This is a genomic window from Nocardioides sp., assembly GCF_029937575.1.
In the GTDB taxonomy this organism is placed as follows: domain Bacteria; phylum Actinomycetota; class Actinomycetes; order Propionibacteriales; family Nocardioidaceae; genus Nocardioides.
In genome coordinates, this window is record NZ_JAPYPS010000072.1 from 1 (window position 1) to 18898 (window position 18898).

At 70.0% G+C, this 18898-nt stretch carries 26 protein-coding genes and 2 pseudogenes; 14 read left to right on the top strand and 14 right to left on the bottom strand.

Features of this window, described 5'->3' with window-relative positions; genetic code table 11:
- The first annotated feature begins 17 nt into the window (after window positions 1-17).
- Window positions 18-1421, top strand: a complete 1404-nt coding sequence (locus Q1K33_RS17735) for a right-handed parallel beta-helix repeat-containing protein (RefSeq protein WP_300406074.1) — start codon at window positions 18-20, stop codon at window positions 1419-1421.
- Between the two features lie 36 nt (window positions 1422-1457).
- Here Q1K33_RS17735 and Q1K33_RS17740 read toward each other — a convergent pair whose 3' ends face one another.
- Both Q1K33_RS17740 and Q1K33_RS17745 read right to left on the bottom strand, forming a co-directional pair.
- Complete coding sequence (locus Q1K33_RS17740; protein ID WP_300406075.1) at window positions 1458-1886, bottom strand: SRPBCC family protein; 429 nt, start codon at window positions 1884-1886, stop codon at window positions 1458-1460.
- Window positions 1843-2487 (bottom strand): hypothetical protein, encoded by a 645-nt coding sequence (locus Q1K33_RS17745; RefSeq protein ID WP_300406076.1) that lies wholly within the window; start codon window positions 2485-2487, stop codon window positions 1843-1845. The genes Q1K33_RS17740 and Q1K33_RS17745 overlap by 44 nt, the downstream gene beginning before the upstream one ends.
- A gap of 90 nt (window positions 2488-2577) precedes the next feature.
- Here Q1K33_RS17745 and Q1K33_RS17750 point away from each other — a divergent pair, with 90 nt between their 5' ends.
- Window positions 2578-3027, top strand: coding sequence for a transcriptional repressor (locus Q1K33_RS17750; RefSeq protein ID WP_300406077.1), 450 nt, complete (start codon window positions 2578-2580; stop codon window positions 3025-3027).
- A gap of 28 nt (window positions 3028-3055) precedes the next feature.
- Here Q1K33_RS17750 and Q1K33_RS17755 read toward each other — a convergent pair whose 3' ends face one another.
- Both Q1K33_RS17755 and Q1K33_RS17760 read right to left on the bottom strand, forming a co-directional pair.
- Window positions 3056-3406, bottom strand: a complete 351-nt coding sequence (locus Q1K33_RS17755) for a hypothetical protein (RefSeq protein WP_300406078.1) — start codon at window positions 3404-3406, stop codon at window positions 3056-3058.
- 25 nt (window positions 3407-3431) lie between these two features.
- Window positions 3432-3776, bottom strand: coding sequence for a DUF2200 domain-containing protein (locus tag Q1K33_RS17760; RefSeq protein ID WP_300406079.1), 345 nt, complete (start codon window positions 3774-3776; stop codon window positions 3432-3434).
- A gap of 280 nt (window positions 3777-4056) precedes the next feature.
- On the opposite strand from Q1K33_RS17760, the gene Q1K33_RS17765 reads away from it, so the two are divergent.
- Window positions 4057-5286: an HNH endonuclease signature motif containing protein gene (locus Q1K33_RS17765; RefSeq protein ID WP_300406080.1), complete on the top strand. Its 1230-nt coding sequence runs from the start codon at window positions 4057-4059 to the stop codon at window positions 5284-5286.
- Between the two features lie 132 nt (window positions 5287-5418).
- Here the strand turns inward: Q1K33_RS17765 and Q1K33_RS17770 are convergent, their stop codons facing one another.
- From Q1K33_RS17770 to Q1K33_RS17780, 3 genes and pseudogenes are all read right to left on the bottom strand, one after another.
- Window positions 5419-5733, bottom strand: coding sequence for a type II toxin-antitoxin system PemK/MazF family toxin (locus Q1K33_RS17770; protein WP_300406081.1), 315 nt, complete (start codon window positions 5731-5733; stop codon window positions 5419-5421).
- 4 nt (window positions 5734-5737) lie between these two features.
- Entirely contained in the window at window positions 5738-5971 is a 234-nt protein-coding gene (locus Q1K33_RS17775; protein ID WP_300406098.1) for a ribbon-helix-helix domain-containing protein, read from the bottom strand.
- A 72-nt stretch (window positions 5972-6043) separates the two neighbouring features.
- Window positions 6044-6265: pseudogene (locus Q1K33_RS17780) on the bottom strand (recombinase family protein); the annotation flags it as partial.
- Window positions 6266-6412: 147 nt separating this feature from the next.
- Here Q1K33_RS17780 and Q1K33_RS17785 point away from each other — a divergent pair.
- Window positions 6413-6682 carry a type II toxin-antitoxin system Phd/YefM family antitoxin gene (locus Q1K33_RS17785; protein WP_118921637.1) on the top strand — a complete coding sequence of 90 codons (270 nt, stop codon included), beginning with the start codon at window positions 6413-6415 and terminating at the stop codon, window positions 6680-6682.
- Window positions 6683-6952 carry a type II toxin-antitoxin system RelE/ParE family toxin gene (locus Q1K33_RS17790; RefSeq protein WP_300406082.1) on the top strand — a complete coding sequence of 90 codons (270 nt, stop codon included), beginning with the start codon at window positions 6683-6685 and terminating at the stop codon, window positions 6950-6952.
- Window positions 6953-6983: 31 nt separating this feature from the next.
- On the opposite strand, the gene Q1K33_RS17795 is transcribed toward Q1K33_RS17790, so the two are convergent.
- From Q1K33_RS17795 to Q1K33_RS17810, 4 genes are all read right to left on the bottom strand, one after another.
- The gene (locus tag Q1K33_RS17795; RefSeq protein WP_300406083.1) at window positions 6984-7403 is read right to left on the bottom strand and encodes a type II toxin-antitoxin system VapC family toxin; all 420 of its coding nucleotides are present in this window, start codon (window positions 7401-7403) and stop codon (window positions 6984-6986) included.
- Entirely contained in the window at window positions 7400-7654 is a 255-nt protein-coding gene (locus Q1K33_RS17800) for a plasmid stabilization protein (RefSeq protein WP_300406084.1), read from the bottom strand. Before Q1K33_RS17800 ends, Q1K33_RS17795 begins: the two co-directional genes overlap by 4 nt.
- Window positions 7655-7738: 84 nt before the next feature.
- Window positions 7739-8008: a hypothetical protein gene (locus Q1K33_RS17805; RefSeq protein WP_300406085.1), complete on the bottom strand. Its 270-nt coding sequence runs from the start codon at window positions 8006-8008 to the stop codon at window positions 7739-7741.
- A 5-nt stretch (window positions 8009-8013) separates the two neighbouring features.
- Entirely contained in the window at window positions 8014-8250 is a 237-nt protein-coding gene (locus Q1K33_RS17810) for a hypothetical protein (protein WP_300406086.1), read from the bottom strand.
- A gap of 108 nt (window positions 8251-8358) precedes the next feature.
- On the opposite strand from Q1K33_RS17810, the gene Q1K33_RS17815 reads away from it, so the two are divergent.
- The gene (locus Q1K33_RS17815) at window positions 8359-9048 is read left to right on the top strand and encodes a MarR family transcriptional regulator (protein WP_300406087.1); all 690 of its coding nucleotides are present in this window, start codon (window positions 8359-8361) and stop codon (window positions 9046-9048) included.
- Window positions 9049-9199: 151 nt separating this feature from the next.
- Here the strand turns inward: Q1K33_RS17815 and Q1K33_RS17820 are convergent, their stop codons facing one another.
- From Q1K33_RS17820 to ddaH, 3 genes and pseudogenes are all read right to left on the bottom strand, one after another.
- Window positions 9200-9589, bottom strand: a complete 390-nt coding sequence (locus tag Q1K33_RS17820) for a hypothetical protein (protein WP_300406088.1) — start codon at window positions 9587-9589, stop codon at window positions 9200-9202.
- A 50-nt stretch (window positions 9590-9639) separates the two neighbouring features.
- Window positions 9640-9756: pseudogene (locus Q1K33_RS20785) on the bottom strand (chemotaxis protein); the annotation flags it as partial.
- 84 nt (window positions 9757-9840) lie between these two features.
- On the bottom strand, window positions 9841-10614 hold the full coding sequence (gene ddaH / locus Q1K33_RS17825; RefSeq protein WP_300406089.1) for a dimethylargininase: 774 nt from the start codon (window positions 10612-10614) through the stop codon (window positions 9841-9843).
- 81 nt (window positions 10615-10695) lie between these two features.
- On the opposite strand from ddaH, the gene lon reads away from it, so the two are divergent.
- From lon to Q1K33_RS17865, 8 genes are all read left to right on the top strand, one after another.
- On the top strand, window positions 10696-13062 hold the full coding sequence (gene lon / locus Q1K33_RS17830) for an endopeptidase La (protein ID WP_300406090.1): 2367 nt from the start codon (window positions 10696-10698) through the stop codon (window positions 13060-13062).
- A 111-nt stretch (window positions 13063-13173) separates the two neighbouring features.
- Window positions 13174-13533, top strand: a complete 360-nt coding sequence (locus tag Q1K33_RS17835; RefSeq protein WP_300406091.1) for a GntR family transcriptional regulator — start codon at window positions 13174-13176, stop codon at window positions 13531-13533.
- Window positions 13530-14507, top strand: coding sequence for an ABC transporter ATP-binding protein (locus tag Q1K33_RS17840; protein WP_300406092.1), 978 nt, complete (start codon window positions 13530-13532; stop codon window positions 14505-14507). Before Q1K33_RS17835 ends, Q1K33_RS17840 begins: the two co-directional genes overlap by 4 nt.
- The gene (locus tag Q1K33_RS17845; RefSeq protein ID WP_300406093.1) at window positions 14504-15244 is read left to right on the top strand and encodes a hypothetical protein; all 741 of its coding nucleotides are present in this window, start codon (window positions 14504-14506) and stop codon (window positions 15242-15244) included. The genes Q1K33_RS17840 and Q1K33_RS17845 overlap by 4 nt, the downstream gene beginning before the upstream one ends.
- A 40-nt stretch (window positions 15245-15284) precedes the next feature.
- Window positions 15285-16310 carry an alpha/beta hydrolase gene (locus Q1K33_RS17850; protein WP_300406094.1) on the top strand — a complete coding sequence of 342 codons (1026 nt, stop codon included), beginning with the start codon at window positions 15285-15287 and terminating at the stop codon, window positions 16308-16310.
- A gap of 4 nt (window positions 16311-16314) precedes the next feature.
- Window positions 16315-17304, top strand: a complete 990-nt coding sequence (locus tag Q1K33_RS17855) for an FAD-dependent oxidoreductase (RefSeq protein ID WP_300406095.1) — start codon at window positions 16315-16317, stop codon at window positions 17302-17304.
- Window positions 17305-17418: 114 nt separating this feature from the next.
- Window positions 17419-18096, top strand: coding sequence for a response regulator transcription factor (locus Q1K33_RS17860; protein WP_300406096.1), 678 nt, complete (start codon window positions 17419-17421; stop codon window positions 18094-18096).
- A 119-nt stretch (window positions 18097-18215) separates the two neighbouring features.
- Window positions 18216-18898 (top strand): DICT sensory domain-containing protein (locus tag Q1K33_RS17865; protein WP_300406097.1); only part of this gene is annotated, 683 nt, incomplete at its 3' end.

The following is an 18898-nucleotide window of genomic DNA, read 5'->3' on the forward strand; positions in this document are numbered from 1 at the left end:
CTAGCAGGGGGAACCTCATGGGACTCACACCATCCACGTCGAGCCGGACCGTCGGGATCGCGAGCGCGGGACTGCTCGCGCTCGCTCTCGCCGGCGTGCCCGCCACCGCCACCGCCACCGCCACCGCCACCGCCGCCGTACCTGGTGCCGCGGCGGCGGACGTCGTCTTCAAGCCCGGCACCAAGGCCGCGACGGTCTCCACGGAGAAGCAGCTGCGGACGGCCGTGATGCGCTCCAACAAGCGCGACGGCACGCAGGTGGTCAGGCTCAGCGCCGACATCTCCTTCGCGAAGTCGAAGAAGAAGAACGGCGGCGCGGGTGTCGGCGACCTGGACGTCACCGACGACCTGGTCCTCAACGGTGCCGGGCAGACGATCGACGCCAACGGGGTGGACCGGATCTTCGACGTCGTCGAGGGTGCCGAGCTCGTCCTGCGCAACGTGCAGCTCATCGGCGGCGCCCCCGCCGCAACCGAGAGCGGCGGAGCGATCAGCGTCGCCGGCACTCTCAAGGCCAAGGGCGTCACGCTGACCAAGAACGAGGTCACGGGCGAGCTCGCCTCGGGCGGTGCGATCTTCAACGACGGCGGGAAGGTCGTCGTCGTGAAGTCCCGCCTGGCCGGCAACGCCTCGGTCCGCGCCGGCGGTGCGATCGAGGCGCTCGAGGGGCGCACCGTCGTGCGCGGCAGCGCCCTGGCCAAGAACTCCACGGGTGATGAGCCCGGCAACGGCGGCGCGCTGCACCTGACCGGCTCCGGCACGGTCAAGGTCAGCAACTCCAAGGTCGTCAAGAACAAGGCCGGTGCCGAGGGCGGCGGACTGTGGAACTCCGCCGAGGGAACGATGACCGTCAAGAACTCGGTCGTCTCCCAGAACGAGGGGAGCGGTGCCGAGGCCGACCAGGGTGGCGGCGGCCTCTACAACGACGGCGGCGAGCTCCGCGTGACCGGGTCGACGGTGAGCAGGAACGAGGCCACCGGCGAGCTCGGCTCCGGGGGAGGCATCCTCAACGTCAACGGCACCCTGGAGGTCGCCGACTCCTCGATCGCCAGCAACACCTCGAAGCGCGCCGGGGGCGGCATCGAGACCAGCGCCGGCACCGTCGCGCTGATGGACGTCGAGCTGGTGGAGAACACGACCGGCAAGGCTCCCGGCAACGGTGGTGGGCTGCACGCCACCGGAGAGGCCACGGTCACCTACGACGGCGGCAGGACGGTGCGCAACAAGGCCGCGGCTCAGGGCGGCGGTCTGTGGAACAGCGAGACCGGCACGCTGACCATCACCGACGTGACGATCCGCAAGAACAAGGCGTCGGAGAAGAGCAACAACTACAACGACGGCGGTGTCTTCACCGTCGACGGCGAGCCCGTCGAGAGCGGCACCGACGACGGGGGCGGCTTCCCGCTCCCGCTCCCGTTCTGAGTCGGCCGGCAGGCCGGCACGACACCCGACCGAGGGTCAGCGCTTCTCGGCGGCCTTGATCACGCCGTCGAGAAGCCCCTTGATCGCCTGCTTGACGATGGGGCCCATCACCAGTCCGAGTCCGGGCACGGTCGGGGTCGACTGCACGTGGTAGTCGACCCGGCTCCCCTCGGGGAGGCCGGTGATCTCGACGACGCCGGTGTGGTTGCGCACGGGCAGGCCGCTGACGAGCTTGTAGGCGAAGCGGCTCGGGCGCACGTACTCGGTGACCTCCTCGACCAGCGGTGGCCCGACGAGACCGAGCTTGCGCTGCGCGCCGACGCCGTTCGGGGCGGGCTCGCCCGGCTGGATCAGCTCGCTGGAGCGCAGCGGCGTCATCGCGGCGTACGACGCGTGGTCGGTCAGGGCGTCGAAGACGGCCTCAGGGGTGGCGGACGTCGTCCGGGTCAGCTTGAAGTCGATCACCTGCGACATCATGTCGCACGTGGCGCCGCCTGCGGCGACGTGCCCACGCGATGGCGATCACCGTCAGCCCCACCAGGGTGATCGCCAGGTCGATCGGCTCGACGATGTCGCCGTAGTGGTCGGACTGGTAGTAGCTCACCGGACTGGCGTAGCGCACCGACCACTCGAACGGGAAGAGCAGCAGCGGCCCGTCGTCGTGGTGCACCGGGATGTCGAGCGCCGTGTGCACCGCACAACCGATCGCGAAGGCCTGGAGGGCGCCGCCGAGTCGCTCGCGAGTCGTACGGCGGCGCAGCCACGCGCCGATCCCGGCCAGGCCCGCGAGGACGAGGGGCGCGTGGAGCAGGTTGTGGGCGATGACGAAGGCCGGGGCGTTGTAGAAGAGGTCGTCGAAGATCAGCCGAAACGTCTCGTCGCGCGAGAGACCGTCGACGAGCGGGTAGTAGGCGGCGGCCAGCAGCGTCATCACGAACAGGCCGAGATCGGGAGCGACTCCCCCGAGGAGGAAGAGGCGACGTCGTAGCGGGTTCGCGAGCAGCGGCCGCGAACGCAGGCGGTGGGCGAGCCCGGCATTGATCACGAAGTGCGTCGGTGTGATCACGCCAGGGCCCTGTCCGTCACCTCCCCAGTGTGGCGCGTGGCGGAAGGCGAAGGTCACAGTCGCGTGGGCCCGGACGGTAGGTTGAGGGGCGTGAAGGCCGAGCAGTTCCCGACCCAGCGCGAGTCGTCCGGTGCCGGTACGTCGGCCCGCTCGACGCGGCAGCGGCGTGCGGTCGAGGCCGAGATAGCCGGCGCCGACGACTTCCGCAGCGCGCAGGAGATCCACGAGGCGCTCCGCTCGGCCGGCGAGACGATCGGACTGACCACCGTCTACCGCAGCCTGCAGTGGTTGGTCGACGCCGGTGAGCTGGACAGCGTCAAGACCGATGCCGGCGAGGCCGTCTACCGACGCTGCAGTCCCTCCCACCACCACCACCTGGTGTGCCGGCACTGCGGACACACCGTGGAGATCTCCGGCCCGGCCGTCGAGAAGTGGGCCGAGTCGATGGCCGAGCGTCACGACTACAGCGACGTGAGCCACACCGTCGAGCTGTTCGGCACGTGCACGGCGTGCGCGGCCACGATGGCCACCGACGGCTGAGTCCGACCAGGATCGACCGAGACCGCGCCTATCGGCCGCGGGCCTCCTGCTCGAGCCGACGCTCGTGCAGTCGCTGCTGGGCCTCGGCGAGGTAGGCCAGGCACGGTGCCTCCGTGGCATCGGTGTCGGCGTGCTGCTCGTGGAGATGGAAGACCCACCGGTCCATCGCAGCCAGGTAGCCGTTGTCGGCGCCCGGTCGGTACGCCGACCACGGGCGTTGGCTCCTGGTCTTCTCCTTGCCCGCGACGGTGGTCGTGCACGCCGTACAACTGATCTTGTAGGCGAACCCGCCCTGGGCATCGAGGTCGATCTTCACGGTCGCCAACGGACCGGCCTCGACGGCCGCCTTGCGCTCGCGGGCAGACTTGCTCGCCACCATGTCGTGCTCCTTCCGTCCCGGGTGACTATGCCCTGCGCAGCACCTTGTCCATCGCCTTGCCCTTGGCGAGCTCGTCGACGAGCTTGTCGAGGTAGCGGATCTTCTGCATCAGCGGGTCCTCGACGTCCTCGACGCGGACCCCGCACACGACCCCGGTGACAGCGGTGGCCCGCTCGTTCAGCGAGGCGTCGGCGAAGAAGTCCTCGAACGTCGTCTCGGCGGCCAGGTGCTCGCGCAGCGCTGCCTCGTCGAACCCGGTGAGCCACGCGATCACCTCGTCGACCTCCGCCTTCGTGCGGCCCTTGCGCTCGGCCTTGGCGACGTAGTGGGGGTAGACCGAGGCGACGCTCGTCGTGAAGATCCGGTGCACCAGGCCAGGCTAGCGCCCGGAGGTTGAGCGGCGAGCGCCAGCGAGCGTCGACGAAACCCCGCGGGTCGACCACCCTCCAGCACCCCGACCCAGACGGTGGTCGAGGTGTGAGGAGCGCCAGCGACGAACCTCGAGACCCGGCGACCTGAGCGCCCTCCAGCACGCCCGCCTACCCACGAAACATCCACAGCCCCTGTGGATGGCGCGGTTGTCCACAACCCCCATGGTTGAGCCAGATTGACTGTCTGGCAGTGTCGGTGGTGGGTGCTTGTATGGTCCCATGAGCAGGCACCTCGACGGCACCGGGACGGGTCACCCGGTCCTGGTCTGCCTCGATGCCCTGGAGGCAGAGCTCGACGCGATCAAGGATGCTCCGGCGTGGTCGTTGAGCGCCGAGGAGACCGAGGCCGCCATCGCCCGGTTGAGTGCTGACCTGGCCCGGTTGTCCGAGGTGGAGACCCGGCTGTTGGGGCAGGCGGAGTCGTTGGACCTGCCGGGTCAGTTGGGTGCGTCGTCGTTGTCTGCGTGGTTGGCGCGGACGACTCGGATGACGAAGGGTGAGGCTGGCCGTCACACGAAGCTGGCGAAGTCGCTGTCCGCCCACGAGCCGACCCGTGAGGCCGTCGCCCGTGGTGACGTGTTGGCCGAGCAGGCAACAGCGATCACGGCTGCGGTCGACAACCTGGACGACGACCTCGCCTCCGAGCGTGAGGTGGCGGAGAAGCACCTCATCGAGCAGGCTGCGCACTTCGATGCCTACGAGCTGCGTCGGTTGGGGGAGAAGCTGTTCGAGGTCCTCGACCCCGAGACCGCTGAGGCTCGTGAGGCCAAGCGGTTGGCCGACCTGGAGGCCGAGGCCCGGAAGAAGGCCGAGATCACGTTCCGCAACGGTGGCGACGGCACCATCCGCGGCAACTTCGTGCTCCCCGAGTTGCAGGCCGAGATGTTCCGCAAGGCCCTCCAAGCGTTGGCCTCGCCGAAGCACGTGCGTGCCACTGAGGGTGCCGGTGCCTACGACTACGAGAAGCCCACCCCACACAAGCTGGGTCTGGCGTTCATGGAGTACATCGAGCGCTACCGCACCGACGGTCTGCCGAAGCAAGGCGGACTCGCCGCCACGGTCGTGATCACCGCCGAGGCGGAGACGTTCACCCAGGGTGCGGAGAAGGCGGGTCACACCGAGACCGGGACCGGTGTCTCACCCGGACAGCTCCTCCGCCTCGCGTGCGAGGCGAAGGTGTTCCCCGCGGTGATGGACACGGGCGGGCATGTCCTCGATCTCGGCCGAGGCACCCGGTTCCACACCCCGGCCCAACGCCTCGCGCTGCTCGTCGAGCAGAAGCACTGCCAACACCCCTCCTGCGACATCCCCGGGGCGTTCTGCCACGTCCACCACACCACCCCCTGGTCCGACGGCGGGCACACCAACACCCTCGACGCCGTACTGCTGTGCCCCTTCCACCACCACCAAGCCCACGCCACCGGCCAGACCTACCCCATGAGGACGTAGGCCGAGGATCTCAGAACACAAGTGCGGGGCGCGTCGCACTGCCTAGAACGTCCTTCTAGGCCGCCTCGAGGATTCCGTCCGACCATGCTTGATATGCGCGGGTGCGGCGCTGCGCGGGGTCTGCGTTCTGCGTCAATCGAGGAGCGGCAACTCGAGGTCATAGGCCAGGACGACGGCGCGTGCCAGTTCAGACTCTTGTGCTGTGCTGAGGTATCCGATGGTGCGACCGAGGAGGTCGGCCGGGACGGTGACGACGTTGTCGAGCGCGACCACGCAGTCGTGGTCCAGGCCGTTGTCGGCTCCCACTCGGACCTCACTGGACAGACCCTTGATGGTGGTGGTGATGGGTGCGACGGTCACCTTGGTCATCGCCGCCCGCGCTACCTCTCGGGTCAGGACCAGGGCCGGCCGGGTCTTGTCGAGACGTACCAAGCAGATCTCGCGCACCGAATCAGTCCACGACCTCGAGATGGGTGCTGCTCCACCGCACTAGGTCGTCCAGGTCGTCGGCGCTGCCGTTCTCGCGCAGGACTTCTGCGTCGTGCTCGGCGGCCTGTCGACGCATCTCACGCTCCACCGCCGCCGCGACAAGCGCTGCACGACTCGAGGCCTTTCCGGTGGCGACGGTTCGATCGAGGAAAGCGACCATCTCGTCGGGGAGGCGAACAGCTATTTGAGTGCTCATGGGACCATCGTACGCAGCGCATCCCATTGTGGGATGCGTCCTGGGCGTACGGACACCCACTGCCCGGCAGGCGGCGAGAGCCTCGCGTAGCCCAGGTCGTTCCCGGTTGGTGCCGGTCAGGCCGTGATCGACGTAGATCCGCTCGGACTCGACGCCCAGGCCGAGCAGGCCATAGCGCTGGGCGGTGAGGGCTTGTTGATCGGTGGAGCATCGGGCGTACCCGACAAGCAGGGCGCTCCTGGCGCACCTCCAAAGTGGGCCCGGTCGCATCGCGGAACGCGTCGACTCGAGCATCGGGCAGCGCCCGACTCAATCAGCAAGGCGCTTCGGGCATTCGGCTGCAAGGGCGGCAGTCCGTGTTCGCAACGGCCCACCTGGGAGGGTCATGTTTGCCGCGGCTCAAAGTCGAGGTTTGCCCGGTCTTTTGGCTACACTATGTGCATGACCGCTGTTCCCCTTGGCGACGCACGAGACCGGCTCTCTGAGTACGTCTCGGAGGTCGAACGCACCCACCAGCGGGTGACCATCACCCGTCACGGCCACCCGGCTGCGGTTCTCATCTCCGCCGACGATCTCGCCGCCATCGAGGAGACCTTGGAGATCCTCGGAACGCCCGGCGCTGCTGAAGCCATCAACGAGGGCCTCGCTGACGCCGCCGCAGGCCGCTTCGCCGACAACGACGCACTCAAGTCCCGCTACGGGATCGCCTGAGTGCAGGAGCGGTACTCGATCCGAGTCACGGCTCGAGCCGAACGCGATCTACAGCGATTGCCAGAGAAGATCGCCACGGCCTGCGGCGAGTTCATCTTCGGGCCTCTCGCTGACAATCCACAGCGAGTGGGCAAGCCCCTCCGCGGCGAGCTCGCCAGGTTGCACTCGGCTCGTCGAGGTGACTACCGGGTGATCTACGGCGTCGTTGAAGACGCCCGCACGGTGGAGATCGTGCACATAAACCGACGCAGCGACGCCTACAGGCGCTGAGAGGGCCTTCGCCGTCTCGCTCACCGATCACCTACCGGAGCAGCGCTTGCCACGGATCTACTAGGCCAATGCCGGTTGACTCGAAGTCGCTGATGTTGCGGGTGGCCAAGGTGGCCTCCCGAGCCGCGCACACAGCGGCGATCTGCGCGTCTGCGGTTGCGATGGGACGCCCTGTTGCGTCACGGCCAGCAACGATCTCAGCGTATCGGTGCGCAGCCCGGACATCGAAGGGCAAGATCAGATCCTGGAGGTCGGCAAACAGCTCGGTCGCCAACGATGTGAGCTGATCTCTCCGGCGGCCCGCAGGCAAGCGAGCGATCCCGTATTCGACCTCGGCGAGCGTGATGGTCGTCGTATGCAGTTGGCCGGCGGTGGCGGTCCACTCGAGAACCGTCGGGTCGGAGTTGTCACGCATCATCTCCGAGATGACGTTCGTATCTATGACGATCATGACGAAGCGCGAAGATCAGCCGTACGAGGCAAGTCTCGCCGAGGTGGAATGTCCAGCTCGACGCCCCCGACGGAGACGAAACGCGCCCGGATGGCCTGGGCGAGGTTCAGGCGCTCATCGTCGCCGACGGCGACGGCATCGGTGAGAATCGCCCGAACCTCTGCCTCCATGGACCGTCCGTGCTGCGCCGCCTGCACCTTCAGGCGACCGGCAACATCCTCGTCCAGATCTCGCACGCTGATCGCAGCCATGTCATGCACCTCCTGCCAGCAATGCTAGCAGGAGTGTGTCCGTGTGTGGATCCGCTTGCGGTATGGCCCGGCGGTCCCGGCTCGTCAGGCGGTCTTGGCGCTGACGGCGTAGCGCTTGCGCGCCGCCTCGCCAGAGGTGCCGAGCATTCCACCGATGGCGGACCAGGACACGCCTGCCTGTCGGGCGTTGGTGACTGCTTCGGAGATGCGTCGCTCGGTGGCGGCGCGCTCGGTGACTGCGTCGCGCAGCGCGTGGAGCGGCTCGGCGTCGCGCACATCTGCCGGTTCGTGGTCGGCAAAGCGACGCTCGAGTTGGTCGGCGTGCTCGAGGATCTCCTGCAGGCTGCGGGGCATGGTCATCACCTCAGGTACTTTCTGCGGGCGGCCATCGCATGCACGATGACCGGTCCGTGGTCGGTGTCGATGAACCCGAGTCCGATCAGGCGGGCGGATTGGGTGGGTCCGATGATCATCACGAAGCCCTCGTCGAGGTCCTCGTAGCTGATCGGGTGGTTGAACGCGTGGAGCATGTCGTCGTCGGTGATGCCGTGCTTGCGAGCGCTGGCGGTGATCAGCGGCTCCACGACCTCCAACATGCGTTGCCACGATCCGCAGGGCAACTTAAGTTGCGAGAAGCGGCAGATCGCCGCCGCCGGCGACCGGAGAACCGCCTCTCGAGCCGGCCAACAACCCGGAGGTGCGCCATGAGCGCCTTACTCGTCGGGTACGCCCGATGCTCCACCGATCAACAAGACCTCACCGCCCAACGCGACGGTCTCCTCGGCCTCGGGGTCGAGGCCGAGCGGATCTACGTCGATCACGGTCTGACCGGTACCAACCGCGAACGCCCCGGACTCCGCGAGGCTCTGGCCGCCTGCCGCGCCAGTGGTGACCACGTCGACCTAGTTCTCGAGCAGTGGCATGCAGAGCGCCCCGACCTGGACGTCTCGCCGATGGCCATCATCGGGCGCCTGTCGATCGCCTCCCGCTTGATCGATGCCGAGCTTGCGCAGACCTTCGCCACGCACGGGTTGGACGCCGCGTCCTTCGACGTCTTGGCCACCCTGCTCCGAGCGGGATCACCGTACGAGCTGACCCCCACCCAGCTGATGCGCTCGGCGATGATCACCTCTGGCGCGATCACCCAACGTCTGGACCGCTTGGAAGCTCGCGGCCTGATCGCGCGCACGCCCAACACCCGCGACGGCCGTGGGGTCCTGGCGACACTCACGACCGCCGGCCGGGCAACCATCGACCGAGCCCTGCCGGACCATCTGCAGACCGAGCACCGCCTGCTGACCGGCCTGACCCTGCAGCAGCGGGAGGACCTCGAACGGACCCTTCACCAGCTCATCGAAGCCCTCAGCGGGCCGGGGGACAACGCAGGCCAGTGACCCCAGTGATCGCGCGGCGTCGAAACGACACCCAGGAACACTCGGTGAAGACAGATGAGTGCCGATCGGGGATCCTCATTCGGGACCGTCGAACTTGCGGCTGCGTCTTTCACCGCAATCGACTCAGAGGCAACCCGACGACGTGAGGTCCCTATCGCCCGCGGCGTCGCAGACGCTCAAAGGCGGTGACGTCGGGCGGGGACGCGATCAGCTGCGCCACCCGAGCCGCGCACTCCCGCGGGGATTGGCCGCCGGTGTCTACCTCCAGGTCGCAGTCGCCGTGGGCGAACACCATCGATGCTTGAGCTCGCGCGGTGCCGACGTCTCGATCGCTGCGACGACGCTCCCTCTGCTCGAGGACGTCCACGGAGCAGGTGACGTGGATCAGCAGCACGTCCAGCTCGACCGTGAGATCGAGGAGCTCGGCGAGCCGCCACGACTCGGAGAGCACGTGGTCGCCGATGACGTCACAGCCAGCCTGCGCAGCGCCGGCAAGCGCACGGTGGTAGGCCGACGGGTCCGTCGAAAGGTCTCTCGCCATGCCGCTTCCGACAGGTTCTCCTGGGGCGGCCTGCTGCGAATGCTATGGAAGAGATCGACCGGGATCACGAGCCAGGGCGTTGGCATGACATCCGCCAACGCCTCGGCCACTGAGGTCTTCCCCGCGCTCGAAGCGCCGTTCAGCAAGACGATGCGACCTCCTGACACGGGTCAAGGATGCCGTGCTCCGCCGATCGACACGACCCCACCGCTCAGCGTGGCTGCACGCGTTCCACAGGATCGCCCACCCGCTCACCCACGCAGCCGCACCGACAGGCAGGTCACACAGCCCTCGAGCTTCTCGTACTCCGACAGGTCGACGGCGACGACGCGCAGCCCGCGCGCCGCGAACAGGTCCGCCGTACGGGGTGCACTCGTGGACATCAGCACCGTCGAGTCGTCCAGCAGCACGACGTGGGAGCCGGGCTCCTCGGGGACGTCGAGGAAGCCCGGGGAGTCCTGCCAGACCGAGGCGTCGTCGACGAGGGGCGGGTAGCCCACGACTGTCCCGTCGGGCAGCGCGGTGACGGCCGACTTGAGGTGCAGCACCTTCGTGAGCGGTACGCCGACCACCCGTGCGCCGACCCCACCCAGCAGCGCCGTCAGCTGGTCGAGGCCGGGCTGGTTGGTGCGGCCACCCAGCCCCACCCACACGGTGCCGTCGTGCTTGAGGACGTCACCTCCGTCGAGGGTCCCGGGCTCCTCGATGCGGGCGATCCGGTAGCCCAGGTCGCGCAGCGTCTCCTCGACCGCGGCCGTCTCGGGCTTGCGCTCGTCGGCGCCCGGTCGCGCGATGATGGCCAGGTCGCCGTAGACCACCACGGCGTCCTCGACGAAGACGGCGTCGGGACAGTCGTCGGCCGGCGGCACCTCGATCGTCTCCCAGCCCTCGTCGTGCAGCGCGGCAACGTAGTCGTCCCACTGCCGCTGCGCCAGGTCGAGGTCGATGCTCGACCGCTCGATGTGGGTGACGAGGCCCTCCGCCAACCGCGGCCCGGGGCGCCGCACGAGTGCTCGCTTGTTCACCCGGAGAAGGCTACCGACGAGTCCGTGTTCGCCCACGACGAACACCGGAACAGGACGCGACAGCCCCACCGTTGAGCGGGTATGAGCCAATCGCTTCCCGTCCTGTTCGTCACCGACCTCGTCGTCCTGCCCGGCATGGTGGTGCCGGTCGAGCTGGACGAGGCCGCCCGCGCCGCCATCGACGCCGCCCAGGCGTCCTCCGACTCCCAGCTGCTCGTCGCCCCGCGTCTCGACGACCGCTACGCCTCGTCCGGCGTGGTCGCCACGATCGAGCAGGTGGGCCGGCTGAGCGGGGGAGCGCCCGCCGCTGTCCTCAAGGCCGTACGGCGTGCCCGCATCGGCAGCGGGGTCAGCGGCCCCGGCGCCGCTCTCTGGGTCGACGTCGACCCGGTCGCCGATCCCGAGGGCGAGCCGAGCTCTCACGTGACCGAGCTCGCCGAGGAGTACAAGCGCCTGGTCGTGGCCGTCCTCCAGCGCCGCGAGGCCTGGCAGGTCATCGACACCGTCCACCGCCTCACCGACCCCAGCGCCATCGCTGACACGGCCGGCTACGCGCCGTACCTCTCCGACGAGCGCAAGCGCGAGCTGCTGGAGACTCCCGACGTCGAGCAGCGCCTCGAGAAGGTCACCGCCTGGACGCGTGACCACCTCGCCGAGGCCGACCTGACCGACAAGATCGCCGACGACGTGCGGGACGGCATGGAGAAGACCCAGCGCGAGTACCTCCTGCGCCAGCAGCTCGCCGCGATCCGCAAGGAGCTCGGCGAGGGCGAACCGGAAGGCGCCGACGACTACCGCGCCCGGGTCGAGACCGCCGACCTGCCCGACGCCGTGCGAGCCGCGGCGCTCAAGGAGGTCGACAAGCTCGAGCGCTCCAGCGACCAGAGCCCCGAGACCTCGTGGATCCGCACCTGGCTCGACACGGTCCTGGACCTGCCGTGGAGCACCCGCACCACCGACTCCACCGACCTGCCCACCGCCCGCGCCGTCCTGGACGCCGACCACCACGGCCTCGACGAGGTCAAGGAGCGCATCGTCGAGCACCTCGCCGTGCGGGCGCGTCGCGCCGAGCGGGGCCTCGAGGTCGTCGGCGGACGTGGCTCGGGTGCGGTGATCCTGCTGGCCGGACCTCCCGGCGTCGGCAAGACGTCCCTGGGCGAGTCCGTGGCCCGCACGCTGGGGCGGGAGTTCGTGCGCGTCGCCCTCGGCGGTGTCCGTGACGAGGCCGAGATCCGAGGTCACCGGCGGACGTACGTCGGGGCGCTGCCCGGCCGCATCGTGCGAGCGGTCAAGGAGGCCGGCTCGATGAACCCGGTCGTCCTGCTCGACGAGGTCGACAAGCTCGGCAACGGCGCCTACTCCGGCGACCCCGCAGCGGCCCTGCTCGAGGTCCTCGACCCCGCCCAGAACCACACCTTCCGCGACCACTACCTCGAGCTCGACCTCGACCTGTCGGACGTGCTCTTCATCGCGACCGCCAACGTCGTCGAGCAGATCCCGAGTGCCCTGCTCGACCGGATGGAGCTGGTCACCCTCGACGGCTACACCGAGGACGACAAGGTCGCGATCGCTCGCGACTTCCTGCTGCCGCGCCAGCTCGAGCGCGCCGCTCTCGAGGCGGACGAGGTGACCCTGAGCGAGGCCGCGCTGCGCGAGCTCGCCGCCGACTACACCCGGGAGGCCGGCGTACGACAGCTCGAACGGCTGCTCGCCAAGACCCTGCGCAAGGCCGCGACCCGCCTGGCCACCGAGGCCGGTCTGACCCGGATCGACGTCGACCAGCCCGACCTCAAGGCCCTCATCGGTCGACCGCGCTTCACGCCCGAGGCCGCGGAGCGGACGACGGTGCCCGGCGTCGCGACGGGGCTCGCCGTCACCGGGCTCGGGGGCGACGTCCTGTTCATCGAAGCCACCGCCCACGACGGCCCCGCGGGGCTGACCATCACCGGTCAGCTCGGCGAGGTGATGAAGGAGTCCGCGCAGATCGCGCTGACCTTCGTGCGTGCCCACGCCGAGGCGCTGGGCGTGGATCCGGCCACGCTCGACCGGGCCATCCACCTCCACGTGCCGGCCGGTGCCGTGCCCAAGGACGGCCCCTCGGCCGGGATCACGATGGTCACCGCACTGACCTCGTTGGCGACGGGCCGCCCGGTCCGCTCCGACGTCGGGATGACCGGGGAGGTCACGCTCAACGGCCGGGTGCTGCCGATCGGCGGGCTCAAGCAGAAGCTGCTCGCCGCCCAGCGCGCCGGTCTGACCGACGTGTTCGTGCCGCTGCGCAACGAGCCCGACCTGGACGACGTGCCGGGCGACGTGCTGGAGGCTGTCACGGTGCACCCGGTCGCCGACGTCCTCGACGTGGTCGCGGGTGCGCTGGAGCCCCGAGCGGCCGAGGACGGAGCAGCCCAGGACGGGGCAGCCCAGGACGGGGCGGTGTCCGCCGCCTGACGCGTGCGCCCCGGGCCACGGGTGCCCGGGGCCTTCGCTTGACAGAGACGCCCGCTGGTTGCATGGTTAGTTACATGAGTAATGAACCAACGAAGTTCCGACGAGCTCTCCATGGATGAGGGCCGCCCGATCTTCCTGCAGATCGCCGAGCAGATCGAAGGCTCGATCGTCGACGGTTCGCTGCTCGAAGGCACCCAGGCGCCCTCCACCACGGAGCTCGCCGCCTTCCACCGGATCAATCCAGCGACCGCGGCCAAGGGGCTCAACCAGCTCGTGGCCGACGGTGTCCTGCACAAGCGAAGGGGAATAGGCATGTTCGTCACCGAGGGCGCCCGCGCCATGCTGCTCGATCGGCGTCGGGAGCAGTTCGTCCGCCAGTACGTCGACCCGCTCGTCGCCGAGGCGCGCAAGCTGGGCGTCGGCCCGGCCGAGCTCACCGAGATGATCCAGACCGCGGCGGTCCACGGATGAGCCCCGCCACGACCGCTCCGACGGCCGCGCCCGTGGTCGCCGTACGCGCGCTGAGCCGGGCCTACGCGGACGTCGTCGCGCTCGACGACGTCGACCTCGACCTGCACGAGGAGACGATCTACGGGCTGCTCGGGCGCAACGGCGCCGGCAAGACCACCCTGATGCGCCTGCTCACCGGCCAGGACTTCGCCACCACGGGCACCGTCGAGGTGTTCGGCGGCCACCCGCTGGAGAACGACCGGATCCTCGGTCAGGTCGCCTTCATCAGCGAGGGTCAGTCCTACCCGCCCGACTTCTGTGTCGCTCACGTGCTGAAGGCCGCCGCGCTGCTCTACCCCAACTGGGACGAGTCCTTCGCCGACTCGCTGCTCGAGGAGCTCGCAGTGCCGCGCGGGCGCCGGGTCAAGAAGCTCTCGCGCGGGCAGCGCTCCGCCGTCGGCGTCGTCGTCGGCCTCGCCTCCCGCGCACCGCTCACCCTCTTCGACGAGCCGTACGTCGGCCTGGACGCGGTCGCCCGACAGATCTTCTACGACCGTCTGCTGGCCGACTACGCCGAGCACCCACGCACCTTCGTGCTCTCCACCCACCTCATCGACGAGGTGGGCGACCTGATCGAGCGCGTCGTGCTGCTCGACGGGGGGAGGGTCCTGATCGACGAGGACGCCGAGGCCCTGCGCGGGCTGGCCACCACGGTGACCGGTCCGCTCGACGACGTCGACACGTTCGCGGCCGCCCGTCAGTGCTCCCACGTCGAACGACTCGGCAACGTGCAGCGCGTCACGGTGCACGGCGCCCTCGAGGCCGGCGACCGCAGGTGGGCCGAGGAGCTCGGCCTCACCCTCGAGCCCGTCTCGCTCCAGCAGTACGTCGTGCGCGCCACGACGCAGGCCACCACGCAGGGTTCGTCCGAGCCCGAGGACTCAGACCGCCGAGGGGCACCGGAGCCCCGCGTCATCCCGGAGGGGACCCGATGACTCTCACCCACGCCCTCGCGCTCAGCGACGAGGTCCGCGCGCCCCGGACCGGCTGGTCCCGCGTGCTCGACGCCGCACGAGTCCAGTACCTCAGTCGCGCCGTTCTCGTGTGGCCCTGGGCGGTGCTCGCCTCCGCCTTCGTCATCAACCTGGTCGTCTTCGCCTTCATCGACACCGACGATCCGACGACCGGCGGGCTGGCGTCGCTCTACGTCGTGGCCCTGATCGTCGCCATGCAGACGGTGTCGCAGTTCTTGCCGTTCTCGCTGGGACTGGGCGTGACCCGACGCGCCTTCTACGCCGCAGCGACTCTCGGCGCGCTGGGCCAGGCGCTGGTCTACGGGATCGGACTGACGGTCCTGCTGGCGATCGAGGACGCCACCGACGGGTGGGGTCTGACGCTGCACTTCTTCGGCGTCGACTTCCTCGTCACGGGCGACCCGTTGTCCCAGGTCCTCGTCTACGCAGCGCCCTTCCTCCTCGTGAGCGCAGCGGGCCTGCTGTGGGGGGCGGTGGCCAAGCGGTGGGGCAGTGCCGGGATCTTCCTGGGGCTCATCGCGTCGGCCCTGCTGGTCGGAGGTCTCGTCGTGCTCCTCGGCCGACTGGACGCCTGGTCGGACGTCGGGGACTTCTTCGGTGACTCTCCGGCGCTGGTCGCGATCGGACTGCCCAGCCTGGTGGCCGGGGCCCTGCTGTGCGCCGCGGGCTACCTGGTCGTGCGCCGCACGCCTGCCTGAAGGGTCACCGACGCTGGGGTCTCCTGTCAGAATCGGTCCCATGAGTGACCTCAAGCTCCCGGCCGGCGTCCGCGTGATCGACCGGCTGATGAAGGCCAACAAGGGACTGTCGATCGAGCACATGGATGCCGCCCGGCTCGAGCAGGTCCAGACGGCGCGGATCCCCGACGCCGGCCCGGCGGCCTGGGTCGCCGGGCTGTTCCTCGGCCACGCGCGCGCCGGTGTCGACATCACCAGCAGCACGATCGAGACGGCGTACGGCGAGCTGCCGGTCCGGATCTATGCGCCGGCCGGGCGCGGACCGGGCGGCGGACCGCTGCCCGTGGTCCTCAACTTCCACGGCGGCGGGTTCGCCCTCGGCAACGCCCGCCAGGGGGACTGGATCTGCTCGACGGTGGCCGCCGACCTCGAGGCTCTCGTGGTCTCGGTCGACTACCGGCTCGCCCCGACGCACCGGTTCCCCGCCGCCATCGAGGACTGCTACGAGGCCCTGCTGTGGACGGCCGCGCACGCCGACGAGCTCGGCGGGGACCCGGCCCGGATCGGGGTGATGGGTGACAGTGCCGGGGGCAACCTGGCGGCGGTCGTCACCCTCATGGCGCGTGATGAAGGGGGTCCGGAGATCGCCCACCAGGCCCTGGTCTACCCGGCCACCGACCTGACCGACGCCCTGCGCGAGAGCGCGTCGTACCTCGCCAACACCCGCGGGATCATCCTCAGCAACGCCGACATGGACGTCTTCCTGCGCCACTACGTCGACGAGTCCGCCGACCGCACGGACTGGCGGATGTCGCCGCGCCACGCCGCGGACCTGTCCGGCCTGCCGCCGGCCGTGATCGTGGTCGCCGGGTTGGACCCGCTGCACGACGCCGGTGTCGAGTACGCCGAAGCGCTCGCCGCCGCTGGTGGTCACGCGCGCGTCGAGGACTTCCACCTGATGCCGCACGGCTTCCTCAGCGTGCCGTACTTCTGCCGCAGCGCCCGTCCGGCGATGGCGGCGATCGTCGCCTCGCAGGCCGCCGCACTCCGGGGTGAGCAGCGCAGGGGAGCCGGCCTGCCAGGCTGAGCGCATGGAGCAGGCACCGGTCGTCGTGGTGGGGGCCGGGATCGCCGGGGTCGCGTGTGCTCGAGAGCTGAGCGCGGACGGCGTGCCCGTGCGGCTGGTCGACCGAGGGCACCGGATCGGCGGGCGGATGGGGGCCAAGCGGCTCGACGACCGACCCACCGACCTGGGAGCCTCGTACCTCACCACCTCCGATGACGACTTCGCCGCCGTCGTCCGCGACTGGCGCTCGCGTGGCCTGGCCCACGAGTGGACCGACACGTTCACCGTCCTCGCTCCCGAGGCTGCCCCCGGCAGCACGACCGGACCGATGCGGTGGGGTGCCCGCGGCGGCTTGCGCTCCCTCGTGGAGGACCTCGCCGAAGGTCTGCCGCTCGAGCACCGCGCCGTGGCGCGTGTCGACCGGGACGCCGACGGCCGACTCCTGGTGGACGGTGAGCCCGCCTCGTCGGTGGTCCTGGCGATGCCCGACGAGCAGGCCGCACGCCTGCTGGGCCCGACGCTGCGGGCCGAGGTGCCCGCCCTGGAGCACCCCTCGGAGCCGATCGTGGCGCTGGTGGCGTGGTGGGCCGAGCGCACCTGGGACCACGTCGCCCCGGAGGGCCGCTTCCACGGGGCCTTCGTCAACGACGACCCGGCGTTGAGCTTCGTGGCCGACGACGGCCGGCGCCGCGGCGACGATGCTCCGGTCCTGGTGGCGCACTCGACGCCGACGCTCGCCGCCGCTCACCTCGCCGAGCCCTCGGGAGCGGCTCCGGCGATGCTGGCCGCGCTGCAGCGCCACCTGGGTGTCCCGCTCCCGCTGGGCACGCACGTCCACCGCTGGTCCCTGGCCCGCCCGATCGCCGAGCGCCCGGCGCCGTACCTGCTGACCGACGGGGGCCTCGGCGTGTGCGGGGACGGATGGGGTCCGACGGCCAAGGTCGAGACCGCGTGGCGGTCGGGGCGTGACCTGGGGCGAGCCCTGGCCGAGCGGCGTGGTCACCCGGCCGGGTGAAATACTAGACATCATGTAGAAGTTTCGAGTACGTTCTTCAACATCAGGGTGAGGAAAGCGTGCGGCCGCCGTGGCCGGCACCGGCCTCCCCCGATCACGGAGGAGCGAGTGAGCATGAGCGAGACCACTGGCAGGACAGCACCCCTCAAGATCGCGCTGGTCGACGACTCCGACCTGGCGACGGCGGGCCTCCGGGCACTGCTCGAGCCCTTCGCCGAGCGCGTGCTCCTGGTGGAGCACCGTGAGGCCATCGCTCGGCCCGACGCGCTCGACGTCGTGCTCTACGAGCCGCTCGGTCTGTGCGGTACCGCCGAGTCGTTGTTGCGCGACCTGCAGCGCAGCTCCGCGGCCCAGACCGCCGTGTTCAGCTGGGCCGAGCCCGCTCAGCTCCCGCTGCCGACGGCGCGGCCCTACCTGAGCAAGCGCGTCACCGCCTCGCGGCTTGTCGTGGACCTCGAGGACCTCGTGGCCGGGCGCTTCGCCGGAGAGACGATCGACCAGGCCCAGGGGGCCCGGGACCCCGAGCCTGCGCCGGAGGAGGCCGCCGGAGCGGCGGCCCGGCCGGAGGCGGCCCTCAAGGTGCTCACCGCCCGGGAGTGCGACATCGTCTCGTTGATCGTGGCCGGCATGAGCAACCGCGAGATCGGCGACGAGCTGGCGCTGAGCATCAACTCGGTCAAGACCTACATCCGCACCGCCTACCGCAAGATGGGCGTCCAGCGTCGTACCCAGGCGATGCTCTGGGCGCTGGAGCACGGTCTCGGCGAGCGGCCGGAGGCTCTGGTCGGCTGACCCCCTCGGCGGCATCGTGCACAGATTTCTCCACAACCTGTGGAGGTTCGGTAGGTTGCCCCCGAGTCCGACCGTGCCCGTGACACCGACGAGCGATCCCCCGACCGAGAGGCCTCACCGTGGCGTCCGACCCCGACGAACCCCAGCTGAGCATCGGCGACCTCGCTGATGCGACGGGCGTCTCGGCCGCCACGCTGCGGATCTGGGAGACCCGGCACGGGTTCCCCGAACCCACCCGGCTCCCGAGCGGGCACCGCCGCTTCGGCGCCGCGGACGTCGCAGCCGTACGCCGGGTGGTCGGGCTCCGTGAGGCCGGTATCCGGTTGGACGTGGCGGTCGCACAAGCGGTCGGCGAGACGTCGTCCGCGCCGATCGGCAGGGACTCGGTCTTCGCGCGCCTGCGCGAGACCCACCCCGCCCTGCAACCGACCCAGCTCGCCAAGAGCACGCTGCTGGGGATGTCCTGGGCCATCGAGGACGAGTTCTGTGCCCAAGCCAAGCGCGGCCACGTCTTCGGCGCCTTCCAGGAGGTCGTCCGCTTCGAGTCCGCTCGCGCCCGGTGGACCGAGATCGCGCGGGTCTCCGCCTCGACCTTCGTCTTCGCCGACTTCGACGCCGTGGCCGACGAGCCCCCCGTCTGCATCCCGCTCGCCCCTGACGCACCGATGATCCGCGAGTGGGCGGTCGTCTGCGACACCCCCGACCTCGGGATGGCTCTGACGGCCTGGGAGCTCCCCGGCCAGGTCGACGTCCCCGACATGGACCGACTCTTCGAGACGCTGTGGACCGTCGACCCCGAGCC

What these genes read in the sequence shown, in the direction of transcription:
- Q1K33_RS17810 (WP_300406086.1), bottom strand. Translation starts at nt 8,250, where the DNA reads ATGTTGGAGGTCGTGGAGCCGCTGATCACCGCCAGCGCTCGCAAGCAC.
- Q1K33_RS17795 (WP_300406083.1), bottom strand. Translation starts at nt 7,403, where the DNA reads ATGATCGTCATAGATACGAACGTCATCTCGGAGATGATGCGTGACAAC.
- Q1K33_RS17855 (WP_300406095.1), top strand. Translation starts at nt 16,315, where the DNA reads ATGGAGCAGGCACCGGTCGTCGTGGTGGGGGCCGGGATCGCCGGGGTC.
- Q1K33_RS17840 (WP_300406092.1), top strand. Translation starts at nt 13,530, where the DNA reads ATGAGCCCCGCCACGACCGCTCCGACGGCCGCGCCCGTGGTCGCCGTA.
- Q1K33_RS17755 (WP_300406078.1), bottom strand. Translation starts at nt 3,406, where the DNA reads ATGGTGGCGAGCAAGTCTGCCCGCGAGCGCAAGGCGGCCGTCGAGGCC.
- Q1K33_RS17800 (WP_300406084.1), bottom strand. Translation starts at nt 7,654, where the DNA reads ATGGCTGCGATCAGCGTGCGAGATCTGGACGAGGATGTTGCCGGTCGC.
- Q1K33_RS17860 (WP_300406096.1), top strand. Translation starts at nt 17,419, where the DNA reads ATGAGCGAGACCACTGGCAGGACAGCACCCCTCAAGATCGCGCTGGTC.
- Q1K33_RS17815 (WP_300406087.1), top strand. Translation starts at nt 8,359, where the DNA reads ATGAGCGCCTTACTCGTCGGGTACGCCCGATGCTCCACCGATCAACAA.
- Q1K33_RS17820 (WP_300406088.1), bottom strand. Translation starts at nt 9,589, where the DNA reads ATGGCGAGAGACCTTTCGACGGACCCGTCGGCCTACCACCGTGCGCTT.
- Q1K33_RS17765 (WP_300406080.1), top strand. Translation starts at nt 4,057, where the DNA reads ATGAGCAGGCACCTCGACGGCACCGGGACGGGTCACCCGGTCCTGGTC.
- Q1K33_RS17775 (WP_300406098.1), bottom strand. Translation starts at nt 5,971, where the DNA reads ATGAGCACTCAAATAGCTGTTCGCCTCCCCGACGAGATGGTCGCTTTC.
- Q1K33_RS17845 (WP_300406093.1), top strand. Translation starts at nt 14,504, where the DNA reads ATGACTCTCACCCACGCCCTCGCGCTCAGCGACGAGGTCCGCGCGCCC.
- Q1K33_RS17735 (WP_300406074.1), top strand. Translation starts at nt 18, where the DNA reads ATGGGACTCACACCATCCACGTCGAGCCGGACCGTCGGGATCGCGAGC.
- Q1K33_RS17785 (WP_118921637.1), top strand. Translation starts at nt 6,413, where the DNA reads ATGACCGCTGTTCCCCTTGGCGACGCACGAGACCGGCTCTCTGAGTAC.
- Q1K33_RS17805 (WP_300406085.1), bottom strand. Translation starts at nt 8,008, where the DNA reads ATGCCCCGCAGCCTGCAGGAGATCCTCGAGCACGCCGACCAACTCGAG.
- Q1K33_RS17850 (WP_300406094.1), top strand. Translation starts at nt 15,285, where the DNA reads ATGAGTGACCTCAAGCTCCCGGCCGGCGTCCGCGTGATCGACCGGCTG.
- lon (WP_300406090.1), top strand. Translation starts at nt 10,696, where the DNA reads ATGAGCCAATCGCTTCCCGTCCTGTTCGTCACCGACCTCGTCGTCCTG.
- Q1K33_RS17835 (WP_300406091.1), top strand. Translation starts at nt 13,174, where the DNA reads ATGGATGAGGGCCGCCCGATCTTCCTGCAGATCGCCGAGCAGATCGAA.